The 17,750-nt window shown below is 58.3% G+C and carries 16 protein-coding genes; 4 read left to right on the top strand and 12 right to left on the bottom strand.

Annotated elements, in window-relative coordinates; translation table 11 throughout:
• Positions 1–112: 112 nt before the first annotated feature.
• From H9C73_RS15450 to recQ, 4 genes are all read right to left on the bottom strand, one after another.
• Positions 113–1,444 carry a KamA family radical SAM protein gene (locus tag H9C73_RS15450; protein WP_209288804.1) on the bottom strand — a complete coding sequence of 444 codons (1,332 nt, stop codon included), beginning with the start codon at positions 1,442–1,444 and terminating at the stop codon, positions 113–115.
• Positions 1,445–1,745: 301 nt separating this feature from the next.
• The gene (locus H9C73_RS15455) at positions 1,746–2,546 is read right to left on the bottom strand and encodes a hypothetical protein (RefSeq protein ID WP_209288805.1); all 801 of its coding nucleotides are present in this window, start codon (positions 2,544–2,546) and stop codon (positions 1,746–1,748) included.
• Between the two features lie 7 nt (positions 2,547–2,553).
• Positions 2,554–2,979, bottom strand: a complete 426-nt coding sequence (locus H9C73_RS15460; RefSeq protein ID WP_209288806.1) for a YqaA family protein — start codon at positions 2,977–2,979, stop codon at positions 2,554–2,556.
• Positions 2,976–5,111, bottom strand: coding sequence for a DNA helicase RecQ (gene recQ, locus H9C73_RS15465; protein WP_209288807.1), 2,136 nt, complete (start codon positions 5,109–5,111; stop codon positions 2,976–2,978). The genes H9C73_RS15460 and recQ overlap by 4 nt, the downstream gene beginning before the upstream one ends.
• A gap of 110 nt (positions 5,112–5,221) precedes the next feature.
• On the opposite strand from recQ, the gene H9C73_RS15470 reads away from it, so the two are divergent.
• The gene (locus tag H9C73_RS15470) at positions 5,222–5,800 is read left to right on the top strand and encodes a YecA/YgfB family protein (protein ID WP_209288808.1); all 579 of its coding nucleotides are present in this window, start codon (positions 5,222–5,224) and stop codon (positions 5,798–5,800) included.
• Between the two features lie 48 nt (positions 5,801–5,848).
• Here H9C73_RS15470 and H9C73_RS15475 read toward each other — a convergent pair whose 3' ends face one another.
• The 4 genes from H9C73_RS15475 to H9C73_RS15490 form a co-directional block, all read right to left on the bottom strand.
• The gene (locus H9C73_RS15475) at positions 5,849–6,313 is read right to left on the bottom strand and encodes an outer membrane lipoprotein (protein ID WP_209288809.1); all 465 of its coding nucleotides are present in this window, start codon (positions 6,311–6,313) and stop codon (positions 5,849–5,851) included.
• Positions 6,314–6,323: 10 nt separating this feature from the next.
• Positions 6,324–7,439, bottom strand: coding sequence for a phospholipase D-like domain-containing protein (locus H9C73_RS15480; RefSeq protein ID WP_209288810.1), 1,116 nt, complete (start codon positions 7,437–7,439; stop codon positions 6,324–6,326).
• Positions 7,440–7,450: 11 nt separating this feature from the next.
• On the bottom strand, positions 7,451–9,244 hold the full coding sequence (locus H9C73_RS15485; RefSeq protein ID WP_209288811.1) for an ABC transporter ATP-binding protein: 1,794 nt from the start codon (positions 9,242–9,244) through the stop codon (positions 7,451–7,453).
• A 134-nt stretch (positions 9,245–9,378) separates the two neighbouring features.
• Positions 9,379–9,621: a YdcH family protein gene (locus H9C73_RS15490; RefSeq protein WP_209288812.1), complete on the bottom strand. Its 243-nt coding sequence runs from the start codon at positions 9,619–9,621 to the stop codon at positions 9,379–9,381.
• Positions 9,622–9,720: 99 nt separating this feature from the next.
• On the opposite strand from H9C73_RS15490, the gene H9C73_RS15495 reads away from it, so the two are divergent.
• On the top strand, positions 9,721–10,242 hold the full coding sequence (locus H9C73_RS15495; RefSeq protein ID WP_209288813.1) for a methylated-DNA--[protein]-cysteine S-methyltransferase: 522 nt from the start codon (positions 9,721–9,723) through the stop codon (positions 10,240–10,242).
• 82 nt (positions 10,243–10,324) lie between these two features.
• Positions 10,325–11,605 (top strand): 3-phosphoshikimate 1-carboxyvinyltransferase, encoded by a 1,281-nt coding sequence (aroA, locus tag H9C73_RS15500; protein WP_209288814.1) that lies wholly within the window; start codon positions 10,325–10,327, stop codon positions 11,603–11,605.
• Between the two features lie 103 nt (positions 11,606–11,708).
• Here the strand turns inward: aroA and H9C73_RS15505 are convergent, their stop codons facing one another.
• Positions 11,709–12,029, bottom strand: coding sequence for a BolA family protein (locus H9C73_RS15505; RefSeq protein ID WP_209288815.1), 321 nt, complete (start codon positions 12,027–12,029; stop codon positions 11,709–11,711).
• A gap of 12 nt (positions 12,030–12,041) precedes the next feature.
• Positions 12,042–13,352, bottom strand: a complete 1,311-nt coding sequence (locus H9C73_RS15510; protein ID WP_209288816.1) for a DUF3422 family protein — start codon at positions 13,350–13,352, stop codon at positions 12,042–12,044.
• A 118-nt stretch (positions 13,353–13,470) separates the two neighbouring features.
• Here H9C73_RS15510 and H9C73_RS15515 point away from each other — a divergent pair, with 118 nt between their 5' ends.
• Positions 13,471–14,130 carry a hypothetical protein gene (locus H9C73_RS15515; protein ID WP_209288817.1) on the top strand — a complete coding sequence of 220 codons (660 nt, stop codon included), beginning with the start codon at positions 13,471–13,473 and terminating at the stop codon, positions 14,128–14,130.
• Here the strand turns inward: H9C73_RS15515 and H9C73_RS15520 are convergent.
• Positions 14,127–17,543, bottom strand: coding sequence for an SbcC/MukB-like Walker B domain-containing protein (locus tag H9C73_RS15520; protein WP_209288818.1), 3,417 nt, complete (start codon positions 17,541–17,543; stop codon positions 14,127–14,129). The genes H9C73_RS15515 and H9C73_RS15520 overlap by 4 nt on opposite strands.
• The coding region (locus H9C73_RS15525) for a hypothetical protein (RefSeq protein WP_209288819.1) at positions 17,540–17,750 on the bottom strand (211 nt) is incomplete at its 5' end. The genes H9C73_RS15520 and H9C73_RS15525, both read right to left, overlap by 4 nt.

Raw genomic sequence — 17,750 nt, forward strand, 5'->3', positions numbered from 1 at the left:
TGTTTGGTCGCACTCTCATTTTACTCACTTGGATTCAGGCTTTCTCATTTGCTGCCATTTATGGGACAGCAGTGGCCCGAAGGCAGCCCTTTTCGACACTCAAACCGGAGCATCAGTCTTCAAAGAAGAACTTCTCTTCACCGAATGCAGGCTTGAGATGGTTCAGCCAGGTTGCCTTTTCATCGTACCTGGCAAAGAACGGACGCTGTACCCAGTCCGGGTTGCGGCCCTGGATGAAGCGCAACACAAAGACCTTTTCGCCGTTGATCTCGGTGACACCCTGAATCTCTACCTTGCCGGGCGTGGCCGACATGGAGGGGCCACGGGCGGTACGGGCAATACCGCTGACCTGCTTCATGGCACTGCGGTAGGTATTCCAGGCTTCGGCCAGCGGCACTTCAAAGTAGTGCTGAGCACCGGTATCACGCTCCACGAACATGTAGTACGGCTGGATGCCCAGCTCGACCTGGGTCTGCCACATTCTGGCCCAGTCATCTGCTTCGGTGTTGATATGGTTCAACAGCGGGCCTTGGCTGCGGATATGAGCGCCGGTTTCACGGATACGTGCAACCGCCTGACGGTGGATGTCGGTTTCCATCTCGCGCCAGTGATTGTAGTGCGCCATGAATGCCAGGTGCTTGCCAGCGGCAATGATCTCGCGGAACAGTTCCATCAAGTCATCACTGTCCGCCTCGGTCACAAAGCGGTACGGCCAGAAGGTCAGTGCCTTGGAGCCGATACGGATGGTGCGAATATGATCAAACTCCGGTTCCAGCAGCGGTTCCAGGTAGGCACGCAGGTTTTTGGTCTTCATCACCATGGGGTCGCCACCGGTGATCAGCACATCGGTCACTTCCGGGTGCTCACGCAGGTAGTCACACAGCTGACCGGATTCCTTGGCCGCAATTTTCAGGGACTGATCGCCCACGAACTGAGCCCAGCGGAAACAGAAGGTGCAGTAGCTGTGACACACCTGACCGGAGCTGGGGAAAAACAGCACCGTTTCGTTGTACTTGTGCTGAATGCCGTTGACCGGCTCACCGTTCACGCGCGGAATGTTCTTTTCCATCTGACCGGCGGGGTGCGGGTTCAGCGCCTGACGCACTTCATTCACGACACGCTTGATTTCAGCCTTGTCTTCCGTCGCCAGCGCCGCTTCAACCGCATCATAGTGCTCCGGCTTGAGCATCCCGCGCTGCGGGAAGGTCAACTGAAACATGGGATCGTTGATGGGATCATCCCAGTTGATCAGCTGGTCGATCACGTAATTGTTGACGCGAAACGGCAGCACGGATGAAACCACTTCCATCTCGTGTTTCAGCTGTTCCGGCAGCGTTTGAAGCTGCGGAATCTGCTGCAGGTGACGGGCGGTATAAACTTTAAACGCCGGCGCCATTTCGGCTTCGGCAATCTGTACGGCATCGATGGGTGTATGTGAGTTCATGAGCTCCCTTGCAAATTGCGGTTAATCTGAAATCTGAACGACAGACCCATCAGCATGACGTGCCTGTGTGCAAAACAGATGAAAGGGGACACTCAGGAGATGACTGGCCGAGCGTGCAGTGACCAGTGGGGGAAGGTCCAAGTGTAACGGGTGGTTGCACAATGGATCTGTACAGCAAAAAAGCAGCAAACTGGCAGGAATTAACCTGCAAAAACCGCGATTACCCGCTAAAAGCCTCCAATCAACCTGAGTGACGATGGCGCGTATTGTCCTACAGGCCGACACCGCTGGTCAAGAAAGGCTATTTTTGTGGCGGTTGAGGCGCCGCCAGCCAGTTGACCTCAATGGCGGTTGCCGCGCCGATAATCACATGTTCCAGGTCCGGCGGCAGCATCGCCCAGCCCGGACTCACCAGTACCCGTCCCCCCATGATTTCCGCTTTGGTTTGCGGGTACAGTGGCGTTTTGGTCGGCTCCGCATAGCCATCAGGCCAGACCGGCTGATTGGTGTCAGGGTCATATTTATCGGTCGCCCCGAAGGTGTGCAGCAGCTCATGCGCCGCAATCAGGTTGTTACGGCCCAGATAGTCGATACCGGCCAGGCCGTTCACCAGTCCGATCTGGCCACGCTGCAACCCCAGCGAGTGGCGCGGCATGGGCTGATCGGTCCCGGGAAGGTGAAAATTCATGAAGATGCGGGCGTCAGCGTCTCCGACATAGCTGTCGTGCTGCCACACCCAAAGGCGCATTTTGACAGACCACCAGATCGCATCGAGGATGCTGGCATCATCCGGTACCTGCGGGGGCAATGAATCGATGCGTGGCGCCAGATCAACCAGCACGGGCTGTTGCAGCTCAAGGCGATAGCGTTTGGCCTCGCGCTGGAAAAAGCCCTCGATATCCTCAAAGTGCTCTTCGCTCAACTGATCAATAAATGCCCCGGTGAGGGGTTCACTGTCAGCGTTGATCGGGTACAGCACGACCTTTACCGGGCGCTGCCACCAGAAATCATTGACCTGGCTGAACCATTTGTTGGCCAGCAACAGAATCAAAATCAGCAGCAGAATCAGTTGGATAATGCGCAGCAGCAGTAGTCGTGTCATGCAAGCCTCAGCTGGCCAAGCTCAGAACAACAGCATAGCGCAGTGACTTGCCCAGCGTAATCATGAGAAGGCTGAGCGGGAAATTCATCCGCAGCCAGCCGGCGACCAGACACAAAGGATCCCCCACAATCGGCAGCCAGGCCAGCAACAACCCCAGCGGCCCGTAACGCTCAAGCCAGCGTCGGGCCCTTTGATGGCCCGGTTTCTCCAGAGCTTTCAGGGGAAAACGGGTGGCAATCCAGAAGCCCATCCCCCAGGTCAGCAGGCTGCCCAGCACATTGCCCAGAGTGGCACTGAACCAGAGCAACAGGTGGGAGTATTCTGACGATCGAACCAGCCACACCAGAAGAACCTCAGAGCCACCCGGCAGCAGCGTGGACGAAATCAGAGCACTGAGAAACAGTGCCAGCGGCGCGGGCAACGCCTCTATCACAGTGCCATGCCTTGACGAATACAGCGCAAAAGACCGTAGTCATAACGTCCCTCCAGCGCTTCGTGAACCGACTTGAGGGAGTCCCCGAACTGCTGGTGACAAAAACGAATAGTGGTTTCGATCTCCGAACGCTCACTGGCCGGCAACTCAACCACTTCATCCACACTGATCATCCCCGAGCGGATCGCCTGTGCCAGGTGTCCATAGATGACGTTGGGTGACAGCTTCTGCTGCCGCGCCACCTGCTCAACCGTCATGCCCGAGCGATAGAGCATCAAGGACTGTTCGGCCTGGTCGCTCTGTGCCGAATCGGCCTGCGCATTGTGCTCGGCAATCAGTTCCATAAACGGCTCGCCATAGAGCGCCAGCTTGCGCTCACCAACCCCGCTCAGGCGACGCAACTGTTCCGGCTGCAGGGGACGATAGAGCACCATTTCCATCAGAGTGGCATCATGGAAGATCACATAGGGCGGCACATCCTGCTCAGTCGCAATCTGTTTACGCAGGCCGCGCAGTGCTTCCCAAAGCTGCTTTTCATCCGCATCCAGTCGCTGCTGACGCGCAGAGGACGCACCACTGCGTGACTTGCCGCCAGCGGCAGCTGCGCGCAGATCACGCCGCAGCTCCAGGCTTTCCTCTCCGCGCAGCAGGGGACGGCATCGTTCACTCAGGTGCAACACGCCAAACCCTTGAGGGTCCACATTCAGGTACCCCCTGGCCACAAGCTGACGGAAGATGGAGCGCCATTCGCGTGCATCCAGCTCCTTGCCGATTCCCCAGGTGGAAAGCCGCTCATGCCCGCGCTGTCGGGTCTTTTCGTTGGACTGGCCGCGCAGGATGTCGATGACATAGTTCACCCCGTACTGCTGACCACTGCGGTAAACAGCCGACAGTGCCTTGCGGGCAGGCTCGGTTCCATCCCAGACCGGTACCGGCTCCAGGCAGGTATCACAGTTGCCACAGGGGGCGTGGTCGTCTTCACCGAAGTACTCCAATAGCGCCTGACGTCGACAACTGGTGATTTCGCACAGCCCCAGCATCGCTTCCAGTTTCTGCCGTTCGATCTGCTTCTGGGCATCTTCGGCCGTCGATCCTTCCAGCATCTGGCGCAGAAAAATCACGTCCTGCAGTCCATAGACCATCCAGGCATCAGCGGGCAGGCCATCGCGACCGGCGCGGCCGGTTTCCTGATAGTAGGCTTCTATCGAGCGCGGCAGGTCAAGATGTGCCACGAAGCGCACGTTGGGCTTATCAATGCCCATGCCGAAGGCGATGGTGGCCACCATGATGACCGGCTCTTCGGTGAGAAAGCGGTGTTGATGGTGCTGACGCAGCCCGGCCTCCAGACCGGCATGGTAGGGCAAGGCATTGAAGCCCCGCTCACACAGCCAGGCCGCGGTTTCTTCCACACGCTTGCGTGACAGACAGTAAACAACGCCCACGTCCTGGGGGTGCTCCTCACGGATAAAACGCAGCAGCTGCTCACGCGCCCGGTCTTTCTGCCCGATGCGATATCGGATGTTGGGGCGGTCAAAGCCACACACAAACCGTTGCGCGTCCGTCAGTTCAAGTCGGTCTACGATTTCCTGCCGGGTTCTGGCATCGGCCGTCGCCGTCAGGGCGATTCGGGGCACACCCGGAAACAGGTGACGCAGCTGGTTGAGCTGCATGTATTCAGGCCGGAAATCGTGCCCCCACTGGGATACACAGTGCGCTTCATCGATTGCAAACAGCGCCAGACGACACTGACTGAGCAACTGCTGAGTGCGTGGGGTCTGCAGCCGCTCCGGCGCCACGTACAGCAGATCCAGCTCACCGGTACGCAATTGCTGCTCGGTAGCCTGCAGGGCATCCAGGGACATGGAGGAGTTGAGACAGCCCGCACGAATGCCCAGCTGTGACAGGGCACTGACCTGGTCCTGCATCAGTGCGATCAACGGAGACACGACGATGCCACAGCCGTCGCGCACCAGCGCAGGCAGTTGATAGCAGAGAGACTTGCCCCCGCCGGTTGGCATCACCACCAGCGCATCCTGCCCCTGAATCAGTGTCTTGACCACCTCGTCCTGAGGGGGGCGAAAGGACTCAAAGCCGAAGACTTCAGCCAGTATGTGTTGGGCGCGCTCAATCATGGGGAGGCATTATCCGCAATCACTGCCACGAAGTCATCCTGCACCATATCCCTGACCGTCTGTTCGGGTTAGAATCATGGCTGTTTCTCTTATGCGGATAGCCAAAAGCCATGACTGCCAATATCGCCCTGATCACTGAAGACGAGCTGGATCGTCTGGAAGAATTTCTGTTCTCGCCCGCGGTGTCAGACGAAGCACTGGACCTGATCGGCGCACACGGTTTTCTCTGTGCCCTGAATATCAGCCCGGAGCCGATTGCCGAGCCCGAGTGGATGGAGCAACTGTTTGACGGTGAGCCCAAGTGGTCATCCGACAGTGAAAAGCAGGAGATTCAGGACCTGTTGCGCAAGCTGTACCGCACCATTGGCAACGATCTCTACAACGATCAGGAAATTCTGCTGCCCTGCGACCTGACGCTGGAACCCGAGGACGATGAAGACACCACCGAGCTGACCGTCTGGGCTCAAGCCTTTATGGAAGGTGTCTTCCAGCACGAAGAAGCCTGGTTTGGTCAGGACGAGGAAACCGTGGCGGGACTGCTGCTGCCGGTAATGGTCGCGTCAGATCTGTTCGAGGATGAAGATGTGGTCGAAATCAGCCGTGACCGTGCACTGCGAGAAGAGATGGCGGTGCAGATCCCGGAAGTGCTGATCGACCTGTACCTGCATTTCCACGCCCCGAACAAGTAACACCCGCGCGAGGCAGGTGCTCACCTGCCTCAACCACTGCCTGTCGGCTCAGTAGGTGACTTTCAGCGAACCCCCCTGCCCCAGTACACGGACCCGCTCACCCGGCTGGAAGTACTGACCTTCCTGCACTTCCTGCACCACTGAAATCACACGCCCGCTGTCCAGACGAATGGTGACTTCCTGTCCCTGGCGCTCGGTGGCAGATTTTTCGATGCGCTGCCCTACAAGGCCGCCTGCAACGGCACCGACAACGGTTGCCAGAGTACGTCCGCTGCCACCGCCTACCTGATTACCGGCGATGCCACCCACGACAGCCCCTGTACCACTGCCCACAATGCCGTCCGTACGGCCTTCAATCACGACCGGTGTGACGGCTTCCACGCTGCCATACTGTACCGTTTGCGCCTGACCCACCTGGCTGCGGCTATAACTGGTGCCATACAGTCCCTGTTGGGCACACCCGCTCAACACCAGCGACACGCCCAGCGTTGCCGCAATGATTAACCTGTTCATCGGCTTCTCCCTACTTGATCTTCAATACCAGTTGACTGATCAGTGCCCACACCAGTTCCTTCACCTTGCGGTGCCAGGGGCGACGCGACCAGCTTTCAGCAGTGATTTCCACACACTGCTCCAGGTCGCGCTCAATCAACTGCTCAACGCGCAGCTGAAGCTCAGGCTCAACCACCTCAATGTTGGCTTCCAAATTCCAGCGCAAGTTCCAGTGGTCCAGATTGCATGAGCCCAGTGACACCCATTCATCCACCAGCCCCACTTTTGCGTGCAGAAAACGCGGCTGATATTCGTAAATCCGCACTCCGGCGTTCAGCAGGCGTCGATAATAGCGCTTGGATGCATGATAGACCCAAAACTGATCGGTGTAAGGACCCGCCACCAGCATGCGTACATCCACTCCGCGCCGGGCAGCCTTGCGCAAGGCCGACCGAATCGACAGTGACGGCATGAAATAGGCTGTCGCCAGCCAAACACGCTCACGCGCCGCGTGCACATGGTTCAGAAAGGCCACCTTGATATCCTGCTGATACAGGCCCTGCACCATCGTCACGCGCACCAGTGCCTGGCCTTTTTCCGGTTGCGCCGAAGGAGGCGACAGCGCCTTTCCCGTACACCTGAGCCACAACTGGTTAAACAGGCTGGCCAGATCCGCGACCACCGGCCCTTCCACCTGACACATTACCTCATGCCAGGGACAGCCGGACCGTTCTGACAGCCAATATTCATCCGCCAGACCTGTACCGCCGATGAATGCCAACCGCTCGTCCACCAGCATCAGTTTGCGGTGGTCACGCGCAAAGTTGCGGGTCAGTTTCTGCAGCTGCAGCGGATTGTAAATCACCAATTCCACACCCGCAGTTTGCAGACGGTGCCGGTCTGCTCGACTGAGATGGCGGCCGCCAAACCCGTCCACGATCAGTTTGACATCCACGCCGCGACGACAGGCATCGGTCAGCGCCTGAATAAAGCGATCCAGAATCTTGCCGGAGATGACCAGATAGAACTCCAGTCTCAGGCTGGACTGTGCCTGTTCAATCGCAGACAGCATGACCGGAAAGAACGTCTCCCCGTCCACCATCAGTTCGACGCGATTGCCGCCATGCCAGTTGAAACGCTGCCGCATCCTGCCGTCCGTTACATTTGCCGCTGCCCATAGAGGCGCGAATAGAGCCCGCGCTGATCGAGCAACTCGGCGTGACTGCCCTGCTCGATCACCTGCCCATCTTCAAACACATACACCCGATCAGCCTGACGCACGGCACTCAATCGGTGCGCCACGATGACGGTGGTGCGGCCCTTGAGAAACTCGGTCATCGCCGTATGCAGGGCATGCTCGGTTTCGGTATCCAGTGCCGAGGTCGCCTCATCCAAAATCACGACCGCCGGATCAGACAGCACCATACGTGCGATCGCCAACCGCTGTCGCTGCCCGCCCGACAGCCGCACGCCCTGACGCCCCACCATCGTATCCAGCCGATGTTCCAATGCCATGACGAAGGGCTTGAGTTGAGCCACGTCCAGCGCCTGCCAAAGCTCGGCATCATCATACTCTCGCCCCATGGCCAGATTGTCGCGCACGCTGCCATTAAACAGGGCGGGCTGTTGCAGTACGGTTGCCACATGCTCGCGCACGCACTCCAGCCCGATTCGCTGGACCGGTATGCCGTCGAACAGCACCTCACCCTGCTGCGGCGGATAAAGCCCCAGCAGCACCTGCAATAGCGTCGATTTGCCGCCGCCACTGGCACCGACCAATGCCACCTTCTCCCCCGCCGGTATATCCAGCGAGATGCCTCTCAGCACCTCCTGACCCGGATAGTAGCTGAAGTGAATATCACGCAGACTGACGCTGACGGTTTGCCCCTTGCCAAAGGGGTTCTGCAAAGCCGGGTAGCGAGGCTCCGGATGCAGTTCCAGCAGCCGGTTGACGCGCTCAAGTGCTGCCCGCGCCCCAAACCAGGCATACTGCATGCCCAGCACTTCCTGTACCGGCCCCATCATGAACCAGAGATAGCCGAATACGGCCATCATCTGCCCTACCGACAGATCCGAGAACACCACCATCAGCATGGCTACGGCGCGAAACAGGTCCACTCCGATCATGAACAGCATGAAGCTGAACCGGTTGGCCGCATCGGAGCGCCATTCAAAATTGGTGGAGTGATCGCGTACCCTGAGAGCATGATCCACCAGCCGCTGCAGATAGTGCTTCTCCCGGTTGCTGGCACGGATCTGCTGAATGCCATCCAGCGTTTCCGTCAAGGCTGCCTGAAACAGCTCATAAGCCGAGTTCTCACGCGCTTTCAGGTGCTTCACTCGCTTGCCCACGGCCATGGTCAGCCAGATCACAAAGGGGTTCAGGAACAGAATCAACATTGCCAGTTGCCAGTGCATCCAGACCAAGATGACGGCGGTACCGATGATTGACAGAACAGCTACCAGGAAGCGACTGACCGACGAGCCTACAAATCGATCCACCGTATCCAGGTCCGTCACGAAATGGGAGGCCACGCTGCCGCTGCCAAGGGTTTCGTACTCTGCCATGGAGATCCGCTGCAACCGCTCCAGCAGTCCGGCACGGATACGATAGATCACGTCCTTGGAGATAATCGTAAACTGACGTGCCTGAAGCACGTTCAAGCCCAGTGCCAGCAGACGCAACACCACCGTCAGCAACAGAACCGCGCCGATATAGAGAGGCGCGCCCTGCCAGGCACTCGGGAAGAGATTGTTGACGGTTTCGACGACGACACCGGGCTGATCCAGCAGAACCTCATCCACCAGCAACGGCATCAGCAGTGGCAGCGGTACACTCATGACCGCAGCGAGAATGGCGATCAGATTGGCCAACACCAGCTCACGCCGATGCTTGAGGGCAATATCAAAGATGTAACGCCAGGTATAACGTGAGGGTGCAGAAATGGACACCGGATGCTCCTTGCAGCAGCTACCACTGGAACTATACGTCGTATTCGTCCCGCCCGATGCCTTCAATGTACGCCAGTGTCTCCTATAAAAACACCCGCAAATGCGGGTGTTATTGGCTCAAATGAAGCGCGTGCTTACTGGTTGTCACGCAGCATTTCGTAAAGTTCATCCTTGAGCTGCAGGCGCTTGCGCTTGTACATCTCTTCGGTCTTGGTACAGGCCGGTTGAATCTCGGCTTCCATGCGCTCGATCTCTTTCGTGACTTCGTGATACTCATCGAACAGCTTGGCAAAATGACCGTTTTCCATTTTCAGGGTATGAATCTGGTCACGGTATTCCGGCAGTTCGTGGACGAGATCGTGGTGCTCAATGCTCATAGAGTGGTTTTCCTTGGTTGTGGTCACTTCCTGCTTTCACTATCCTGCAATCAAGGGCATCACACATTGATCCCTATCAACCACAACCGCGGAGGTGCCATGATTCATACGCATGTCCTGATGGATACGCCGGTAGGGCCCCTGACCCTTCAGGCTGATAACGAAGGCATCTGCCGCGTTGATTTCGGGTTGAGAGCCGAGCCGACAGGCGTCACCGCCCCCACGGCACTGCTGCAAGCCTGCGTGGACCAGCTTCAGGCCTACTTTGCCGGCGCATTGACAACCTTCGACCTGCCCCTGAACCCGGTCGGCACGCCGTTTCAGGGTGAGGTCTGGACAGCCCTGCAACAGATCCCCCATGGCGAGGTCCGCAGTTACGGCGATATCGCGCGGGCCATCGAACGCCCTCAGGCCTTTCGTGCCGTGGGTCTCGCGAACAACCGCAATCCAATCTCGATCATCATCCCCTGCCACCGCGTGGTTGGCAGCAATGGTGAGCTGACCGGCTATGGCGGAGGGCTGGATATCAAGATACGGCTGCTGGAACTGGAAAATATCACCCTCGCCAGTGCCGCCTCTCCGGAGCAGTATCGGGTACTTGACCGGCAAAAGGCCTCTTAATCCTTCGGAGACTCGACCTCAAGCGCGATACACGGTAGCTTATGCAGCCTACGACCTGCGTTTACAAGTGAAGCTGCCATCCATGGAAACCCTGACCCTGCAGCCGCTGAGCCATGCTGGCGGCGAAGTACAGATACCCGGCTCCAAAAGCCTGTCCAACCGCATCCTGCTGCTGGCTGCTCTGGCGAACGGCACCACCCGCATCACCAACCTGCTCGACAGCGACGATGTACGCCATATGCTCAGGGCGCTGAAGGCACTGGGCGTTGAATACACGCTGGCAGAAGACCGTCGCAGTTGCTCACTGAAGGGCCTGGGTCAGACGTTCAAGGCAACTGAAGCACTGGAGCTGTTTCTGGGCAACGCCGGTACGGCCATGCGCCCCCTGTGCGCGGCCCTCTGTGCCAGCCAGGGCGAGTTTACCCTTACGGGCGAGCCACGCATGTACGAGCGTCCCATCGGCGACTTGATCGATGCCCTTCGCCCACTGGGTGCGCAAGTGGAATATTTGAAGGATGAAGGCTATCCGCCGCTGAAGATTCACGCCAGCGGACTGACCGGCGGAGAAGTCAGTATTCGCGGCAACATTTCCAGCCAGTTCCTGACCGCCCTGCTGATGGCTGCGCCACTGGCAAGCGAAGACCTGGTGATCAACGTGGACGGCGAGCTGGTCTCCAAGCCGTACATCGATATTACCCTGCATACCATGCAGCTGTTCGGTGTCAGCGTCGAGAACCGTGATTATCAGCAGTTTGTCGTGAAAGCCGGGCAGCAGTACCGTTCACCCGGCGAAGTCATGGTAGAAGGCGATGCCTCTTCGGCCTCCTATTTTCTGGCCGCGGCCGCTATCGCAGGCGGTACTGTGCGTGTGTATGGCGTGGGTGCTGACAGCGTGCAGGGTGACAAGGCGTTCGCCGAGGTACTGGGCAAGATGGGCGCTGAGGTCACCTATGGCCCGACCTGGATCGAGGTCACCCGCGGCGCGCTCAAGGGTGTCGACCTTGATTTGAACGCGATCCCCGACGCGGCCATGACCATTGCCACCACCGCCCTCTTTGCCGAAGGCCCCACCGCGATTCGCAACGTGTACAACTGGCGGGTGAAAGAGACAGATCGCCTTAGCGCCATGACCACCGAGCTGCGCAAGGTTGGTGCAGTTGTGGTCGAGGGGGAAGATTTCATCGAGATCACGCCACCGGCAGACATTCAGAGCGCCGCGATCGATACCTATGACGACCACCGCATGGCGATGTGTTTTTCGCTGGCGGCTTTTGGCCAGGCGCCGATCACCATTAATGATCCTGGCTGCACCCGTAAAACCTTCCCTGAATATTTCGACCTGTTTGCGCAGATTACGCGCTGATCACGCAACCATCGTTCGCGGAGCGAACTCCCTAACAGCAGCCTGTTTCAAGTGAGGGACGGCGCTGTGGGAGATCACTCCGTGAGCGATTAAGCATCTGTGATCAGGCCTGGTCAGCCTTGGAGCCTCCCTTGCAGGTGGGCGACAGAGGTACCTCACCGTTACGGGCAGTCCATTCCTCCGGTGTGTGCAGGTGCAGCGCCAGGGCATGAATCGGGTTCTGCATCAGCTCCGATACCAGCCCGTACACCAGCTGATGCCGCTGTACCGGACGTTTGCCGGCGAAGTCAGGGCTGACCAACACCAGCTTGAAATGACTCTCGGTTGCCGGACCCGAATGCATGTGGCTTTCATTTTCCAGCTGGAAGTACTCCACCTGCAGGCCGGCACGGGTCAGTGATTCGATCTGTTCTGCAACGCTCATGTTTACTCCGCGTCAGGGCTTGTCTGCTCCGATTGTATCTTTCCGGGCAAGCTTGATGAAATGATGATGGATACGCCGGGTCACCAGCCAGACCGTCAGCAGGACGACCGGCACCGACAGCCCGGTCGCCAGCGTCTTGTTTAGCGGCACCCCTGCGTCATAGAGGGCAATGAACAGAAACTTGAGCAGGCCCACCAGGTAGTAGCTGATCGCCACCACTGACAGGCCTTCCACCGTATGCTGCATCATCAGCTGAATACGCGAACGCCGGTCCATGGAACTCAATAGCTGCTGGTTCTGCTGGTGAATGCCCAGTTCCACCCGCGTACGCATCATATCAGACACCCGGTCCACACGACGGGACAGATCTTCCAGCCGCTTGCTGCTGGCCTGACAGGTACGTACGGCCGGTGTCAGGCGGCGCGTCATGAATTCGGTGATGGTCAGATGGCCGGACACCTCGTCCTCGCGCAGTTCCTCCAGTCGGGTCAGCACCAGTTCATGGTAGGCCTGAGTGGCACTGAATCTGAACGTGGAACGCGCTCGCCAGGACTCGATACTGGATGCCATCTCAATCAGGTCCGACAGCAGCGCCTGCTCATTCACGCTCTCTTCTTCAGACAGTTTCTGGGTAAGGTCGGCCAGTCGGTCATCCATCCGAACCAGCTCCGGCGAAACCGAGCGCGCCATGGGCAGCGACAGCAGAGCCATCAACCGGTAGGTTTCGATCTCCATCAGACGTTGTGTCAAACGGCCCAGCTGGCTGTCACTCATATGCTTGTTGACGACCATAAGGCGGCCAAAACCGTCCGAGTGCAGCTGGAAGCTGGTCCAGACACGAGCATCGCCATTTTGCGGACTGCTGCCCACCAAACGCATCTCTTCGAAGGCCTGTTTGACGATGGGCAGTTCCGGCTCGGGCCCCTGCCGCGCATCTTCAATGGCCACATGAAACGCGGCCACGATCTCGCCGGGAATGCTTTCTACCCAAGCCTCGGGGATGGGCGTGAGACCTGTGACTTCAAAAGGGTCGGCGTCCGCCGGCACATCCAGGTTGATAAAGGTGTAGGTGGTAAACTCGGTGTGCTTTTCCCGCCTCAAGCGAAAACTGCCGCAGTCATATTCATAACAGTTCTGATCGGCCTGATCGATCGGGCAGCCAAGAATGCTGTTCAGCTCCTTGAGGTGTTCATACTGAGCGCGTTTATCGGCTTCGGAGCACAACAGGGCGATCTGGGTCACCCTGGCCGGGCTCGGGATAACATGGAAGGGCCGCGAATGCAGCTCATCGTAAAGCTGGGAACGTAACGGATGAATATTCATTGCCGATTCTGTGCAAAATGCTAACCATAAAGAATCGCCGGCAGGATGAACACCCCCGCTGCATCGTCATTGTGGGTGGGTTTGCTTTATACTTGCGGACCCGAGAGAGCGAGCCTTTATGATAATCCGAGTACTGCCCCAGCTGGAAAATCGTGCGGAGTGGATGGCCTTCTGCCGTCGAGAAAGCCCCTACTGTCTGGTGGACAGACCGGGCTGTCTGGTCGATTTCCAGACGCACTTCCTGCAGCTGACACTGTTCGGAGAGGGGGATCCGGTACGCTATACCCTGGGCTCGCGGCGCTCCATTGATCCTGCATGGCAATTGATCAAACGCTGTCAGTGGAGCCTTACGGCCTTGCTGGAAGGGCTGGAGACATTGGATTTTGGCAGCAACGTGCGGGACAACGAACTGCTGGGCGTACATACCGACCTTAGTGCTCGTCGCTCCTTCCCTCGCGACCCCTATCTGAACGGGCCTGACAGCAGCGCACTGCTCAACCCGCTCAAAAGCTATCCGCCACAATGGAATCGACTCAACCTGCAGCGCCTGCTGGTCAGCGGCCAGTACCGTGACTGGCGTCTGGAACAGGAAACCATCTCACTGAGCCCCAGAGGCCTGTTGCTGGAACTGGTCGAGCATCCTGACTGCTGGTCCGCAACGCTGGCCGGGCCGCGGTTGCAGGTACACTACAAGCACCGCCTGCTGGCCAGCTTCATTCCGGACCTGGAAGGTGAACCGGCGGCGTTACCCAGAGGGCTCCCCCGCCTGCAGCCTTAGAGGGTTTCCGCTTCTGCCTCTTCGGCCATGATCTTGTAGGGGTGATCAGAGGCCAGCAGCTCCTTTCCCAGATCCGTCGGGAACTCCACGTCCAGGTCCACCACACGCCCGTCACGGCAGACGTTGATAATGGTGTCCATGCAGGACGACAGCAGCGAGTACTTCTCGTCCGGGGCCGCGATAATGGTCTGCAGACCCAGATCGGACATGAAGCCCAGCGAAGTGACGGTGTTTTCGGAGTCCAGCTTGTTGAACGCCTCGTCGAACACCGACAGGCTCATGCCACCAACCGCCTGACCGTCACCACCCTCTTTCAGGCGGTAGGTCGCACCCAGCGCTGCAGCCATCGCCACATAGAACGGCACCTGGTGCTCACCACCGGAGCCGGTCTTGATACGCTGTGTCAGGGTCGTCTTGCGATTGCCGTCCAGATCCTTCACAACCAGCTCGAAGTTGTAGAAGTTGCGGTAGTCCTGCAGCAGGCTGCTTTCGCCTTCATCACTCAGCACATCATGGATCTTGTTCAGTGCTTCGCGGTGAGCGTTTTCACCCTGATGCTGAATATCGAACAGCGTGCCCACATTGGCCTGATCCAGGCGCGTGTAGGCTTCAACCAGCTCGAGAATATCCTTCAACTCCGGGTTGGGCATCATTTCAAAGCTGTACATCTCCTGATGGAACGGACGGTTCTTCAGGTGGCTGTTCAGCTCGCGGATCAGGTCCTTGATCTTGTTGATCTGGTCATTCAGGTGCGCCACAAAGTCTGAGCGGAACGCGGTTTCCGCTTCCAGACGCGCCCGTTCGGCCTTTTTGGTGTACTCGGCCAGTTCAGAGTCACGCAGTGCCTGAACCGTCTGGTTAACATAGAATTCCAGGTCTTCATGGCTGGACTCGGCACTGATGTTGTCCAGCTCCTGGTGGCTCATGCCACCGCCGTGGTAACGGGCCTTGTACTGCGCCACGGCATCACGGACCGCATTCTTTTTCTTCTCGTGCAGCTGAAGCTCGGACTGCGCTTTCTTCGCTGCTTCAAAGATGATGCGCTCCAGCTCTCCACCGCAGCTCTCGTCCAGATAGTCGCGCTTCTCCTGCGCGGCCTGAGCATCGAACTGGGGTTTCTCTTCACAGCGGGTACGCGCCTGTGCGTGCTCTACCAGCTCCTGCTCAAGCACTTCCAGTGCCGCGTTGTCCTTGATCATGCCGGTCCGGACTTTCTGCAGCTTGTCCATCAGTGTTTTCTGACGCGCTTCAATCTGCTTCTGCTCTTCGGCCAGTTCGGCAATGCGGTTCTGGATACCACTGTCATCATGGTTGCGCAGGTCCACGATCGCCTGCTCATAGCCGGCAATTTCAGAGCCAAGCTGCTCCCGCTGGTTCACCAGGTCAAATACGCTCTCGGTAATCTGCGACAGACCAGAGGTCATGCTGATCAGGGCATCACGCAGTTTTTCCAGTGACTCGTGTCGCTTGCCAAGCGTCGTGAACTCGGCAATCAGCTCGTCTACCTGACGACCCTGCACTTCAAGCTGGTCCTGACGACGACGGATGCCCATGATCGGGCTCAGCTCATTGATGGAGGTGGTCGAGCCTTCCGTCTGCAGCATGCAGTCATAGGTCAGGGCACGCTCCTGACGCAACAGCTCCTGTTCGGTTTCCACTGCCATCACGCCACCCAGCGCACGGTTCATATAGGCGCGGGCATGCTCGTTGTCAGTGTCGATAAACTCGGCCAGTGAGCCGCGCTTGCTGCGCGTGAGCCAATCACGGCTCTTGGTGGTATTGATGATGCGGCAGCCCTTGAGGTGACGCCCCTTGCGGCGATACAGGGTAATCGCTTCCTTGACGCGATCCGGTGCAACCACCAGCGCTTCGCGGCGCGCCCCGAGGAAGGATTCGATCGCAATGCGCCACTTGTCATCGTTGATATCAGCCAGCTCACAGATCGGCGTTGACTCGATGCCGTACTGGCTGAGCAGGTCGATCAGCTCACGGGTGTTGTGACGAATCGGCGCACGACCCTGCTGCAGCTGTTCAACCGCACTTTTCTGGTTCTGAATCAGGCTGCGCAGGTCATTGATGCGAATCACCGACTCTTCATAACGGCGGCCGATCGCCTTGCGAACCTCATCCACCTGGGACTTGAGCCCTTCGATCACCTTGTCCACACTCACGGGCTCAGCCGGCCAGGCATCGCCCTGCAGCTCTTCGCCGGAACGCCAGAGCTCCACGGAGCGTTCAACCAGTGGACGGAAGCCTTCCGGCAGCAAATCCAGCTGGTCGGCAAAGCCCACGGTGGTGCGCAGCAGGCTGTACACCTGCTGGATCTTGTCCTTGATCACGGTCTGCTCATGCTGACGCGCCTTGACCGTGGACTCCAGAGCATTGATCTTGTGAGCAGAGTCGCTGCTGTTGAGTTCGGCACGCGCATCAGCCAGGTCCTGCATCGCCTGGTTCAGCTTGGCACTGTTCTCTTCCAGCTGCTCTTGCAGAGTTTCTTCCTGCTCGGCGTACTCTTCAAGACGCTCCGCGGCATCTTCCTTGCGCAGGTCGGCATTCTCGAAGCGGGTTTCGTGCACCACCCACTCATACTCGACCGCATTCTTCACATTACGGCTGATACCGCTACACAACTCCTGCACTTTTTCCAGCTCGCCAATACGGCTGGAGACCTCCTGAGTCTTCTGCTCCATCGCCCGGTATTCATCCAGCGACTTGCGGAAGGCGCCCACGTGCACAATGTTTTCATCCAGCACGAACTCGCGGATAAACCGGGTGGGGCTGTCGATCGGCACAAACTTCAAGGCGTTTTTGAAGTTCTTGATGAACTTGTCATCGTCATTGGGCATCTGGGGATCATGGCTCAGATGCGTCACCATATCCCGAATAAAGCGGTTCGCCCGCTTCTCCAGAATCATGTCCGGGCACTGCTTCAGCAGGCTCTCACGCACATCGTTCCAGGCACGCGGCATACGCCCCTTGCCTTCTTTCACGGAGAAATCGTCCAGCGTGACGGAGAAGTCCGGCAGGATAAACCGGCCCAGCACATCTTCTTCCGCACTGGCCGTTGAGGCACTGATGGCAATACCGATACAGCTCTCCTTGGCAGTCTCGGTATCGAAGAAACTCAGGGCCATATAGGTCAATGAGTCTTCACGGGCTGTGGCCTTCTTGCCCTGATCATCCATAAAGCCCAGACAGTATGTGCGCAGCGATCGCTCACTTTTCTCCCCTGCCGAGGCGTTAAAGCTCAGGTGACGCTTGTGCCCCCCCATGAGCACCGTCTGGATCGCATCCAGCAATGAGGATTTACCGGAGCCGTTGGGGCCAACGATGGCCACATTGCCCTTGATCGGAATTTCGACCGCGCCCAGTACATACCAGTTGACCAGCACGATACGGTTTAGCTGCTTCATGACTGAGTCTCCTTCGGCTGGTCATCGGCTTGCGTGTCTGCTGTGTTCGAGGTGTCGGTGTCATCCTCATCGCGCATGGAGTCCACTCCCTCCTGCTCTGACTCACCATCAGAGTCTTCATCAGCATCAGCGGCTTCGGCTTCGGCTTCGGCTTCGGCTTCGGCTTCGGCTTCGGCTTCGGCTTCGGCTTCGGCTTCGGCTTCGGCT

It is taken from the genome of Marinobacterium alkalitolerans (assembly GCF_017776525.1).
Classification (GTDB): domain Bacteria; phylum Pseudomonadota; class Gammaproteobacteria; order Pseudomonadales; family Balneatricaceae; genus Marinobacterium; species Marinobacterium alkalitolerans.

Bases quoted from the DNA above. Each gene is read 5' to 3' on its own strand.
- recQ (WP_209288807.1), bottom strand. From the start codon at position 5,111: ATGATTGAGCGCGCCCAACACATACTGGCTGAAGTCTTCGGCTTTGAG.
- H9C73_RS15515 (WP_209288817.1), top strand. From the start codon at position 13,471: ATGATAATCCGAGTACTGCCCCAGCTGGAAAATCGTGCGGAGTGGATG.
- H9C73_RS15450 (WP_209288804.1), bottom strand. From the start codon at position 1,444: ATGAACTCACATACACCCATCGATGCCGTACAGATTGCCGAAGCCGAA.
- H9C73_RS15510 (WP_209288816.1), bottom strand. From the start codon at position 13,352: ATGAATATTCATCCGTTACGTTCCCAGCTTTACGATGAGCTGCATTCG.
- H9C73_RS15520 (WP_209288818.1), bottom strand. From the start codon at position 17,543: ATGAAGCAGCTAAACCGTATCGTGCTGGTCAACTGGTATGTACTGGGC.
- H9C73_RS15495 (WP_209288813.1), top strand. From the start codon at position 9,721: ATGATTCATACGCATGTCCTGATGGATACGCCGGTAGGGCCCCTGACC.
- H9C73_RS15505 (WP_209288815.1), bottom strand. From the start codon at position 12,029: ATGAGCGTTGCAGAACAGATCGAATCACTGACCCGTGCCGGCCTGCAG.
- aroA (WP_209288814.1), top strand. From the start codon at position 10,325: ATGGAAACCCTGACCCTGCAGCCGCTGAGCCATGCTGGCGGCGAAGTA.
- H9C73_RS15470 (WP_209288808.1), top strand. From the start codon at position 5,222: ATGACTGCCAATATCGCCCTGATCACTGAAGACGAGCTGGATCGTCTG.
- H9C73_RS15490 (WP_209288812.1), bottom strand. From the start codon at position 9,621: ATGAGCATTGAGCACCACGATCTCGTCCACGAACTGCCGGAATACCGT.
- H9C73_RS15475 (WP_209288809.1), bottom strand. From the start codon at position 6,313: ATGAACAGGTTAATCATTGCGGCAACGCTGGGCGTGTCGCTGGTGTTG.
- H9C73_RS15455 (WP_209288805.1), bottom strand. From the start codon at position 2,546: ATGACACGACTACTGCTGCTGCGCATTATCCAACTGATTCTGCTGCTG.
- H9C73_RS15480 (WP_209288810.1), bottom strand. From the start codon at position 7,439: ATGCGGCAGCGTTTCAACTGGCATGGCGGCAATCGCGTCGAACTGATG.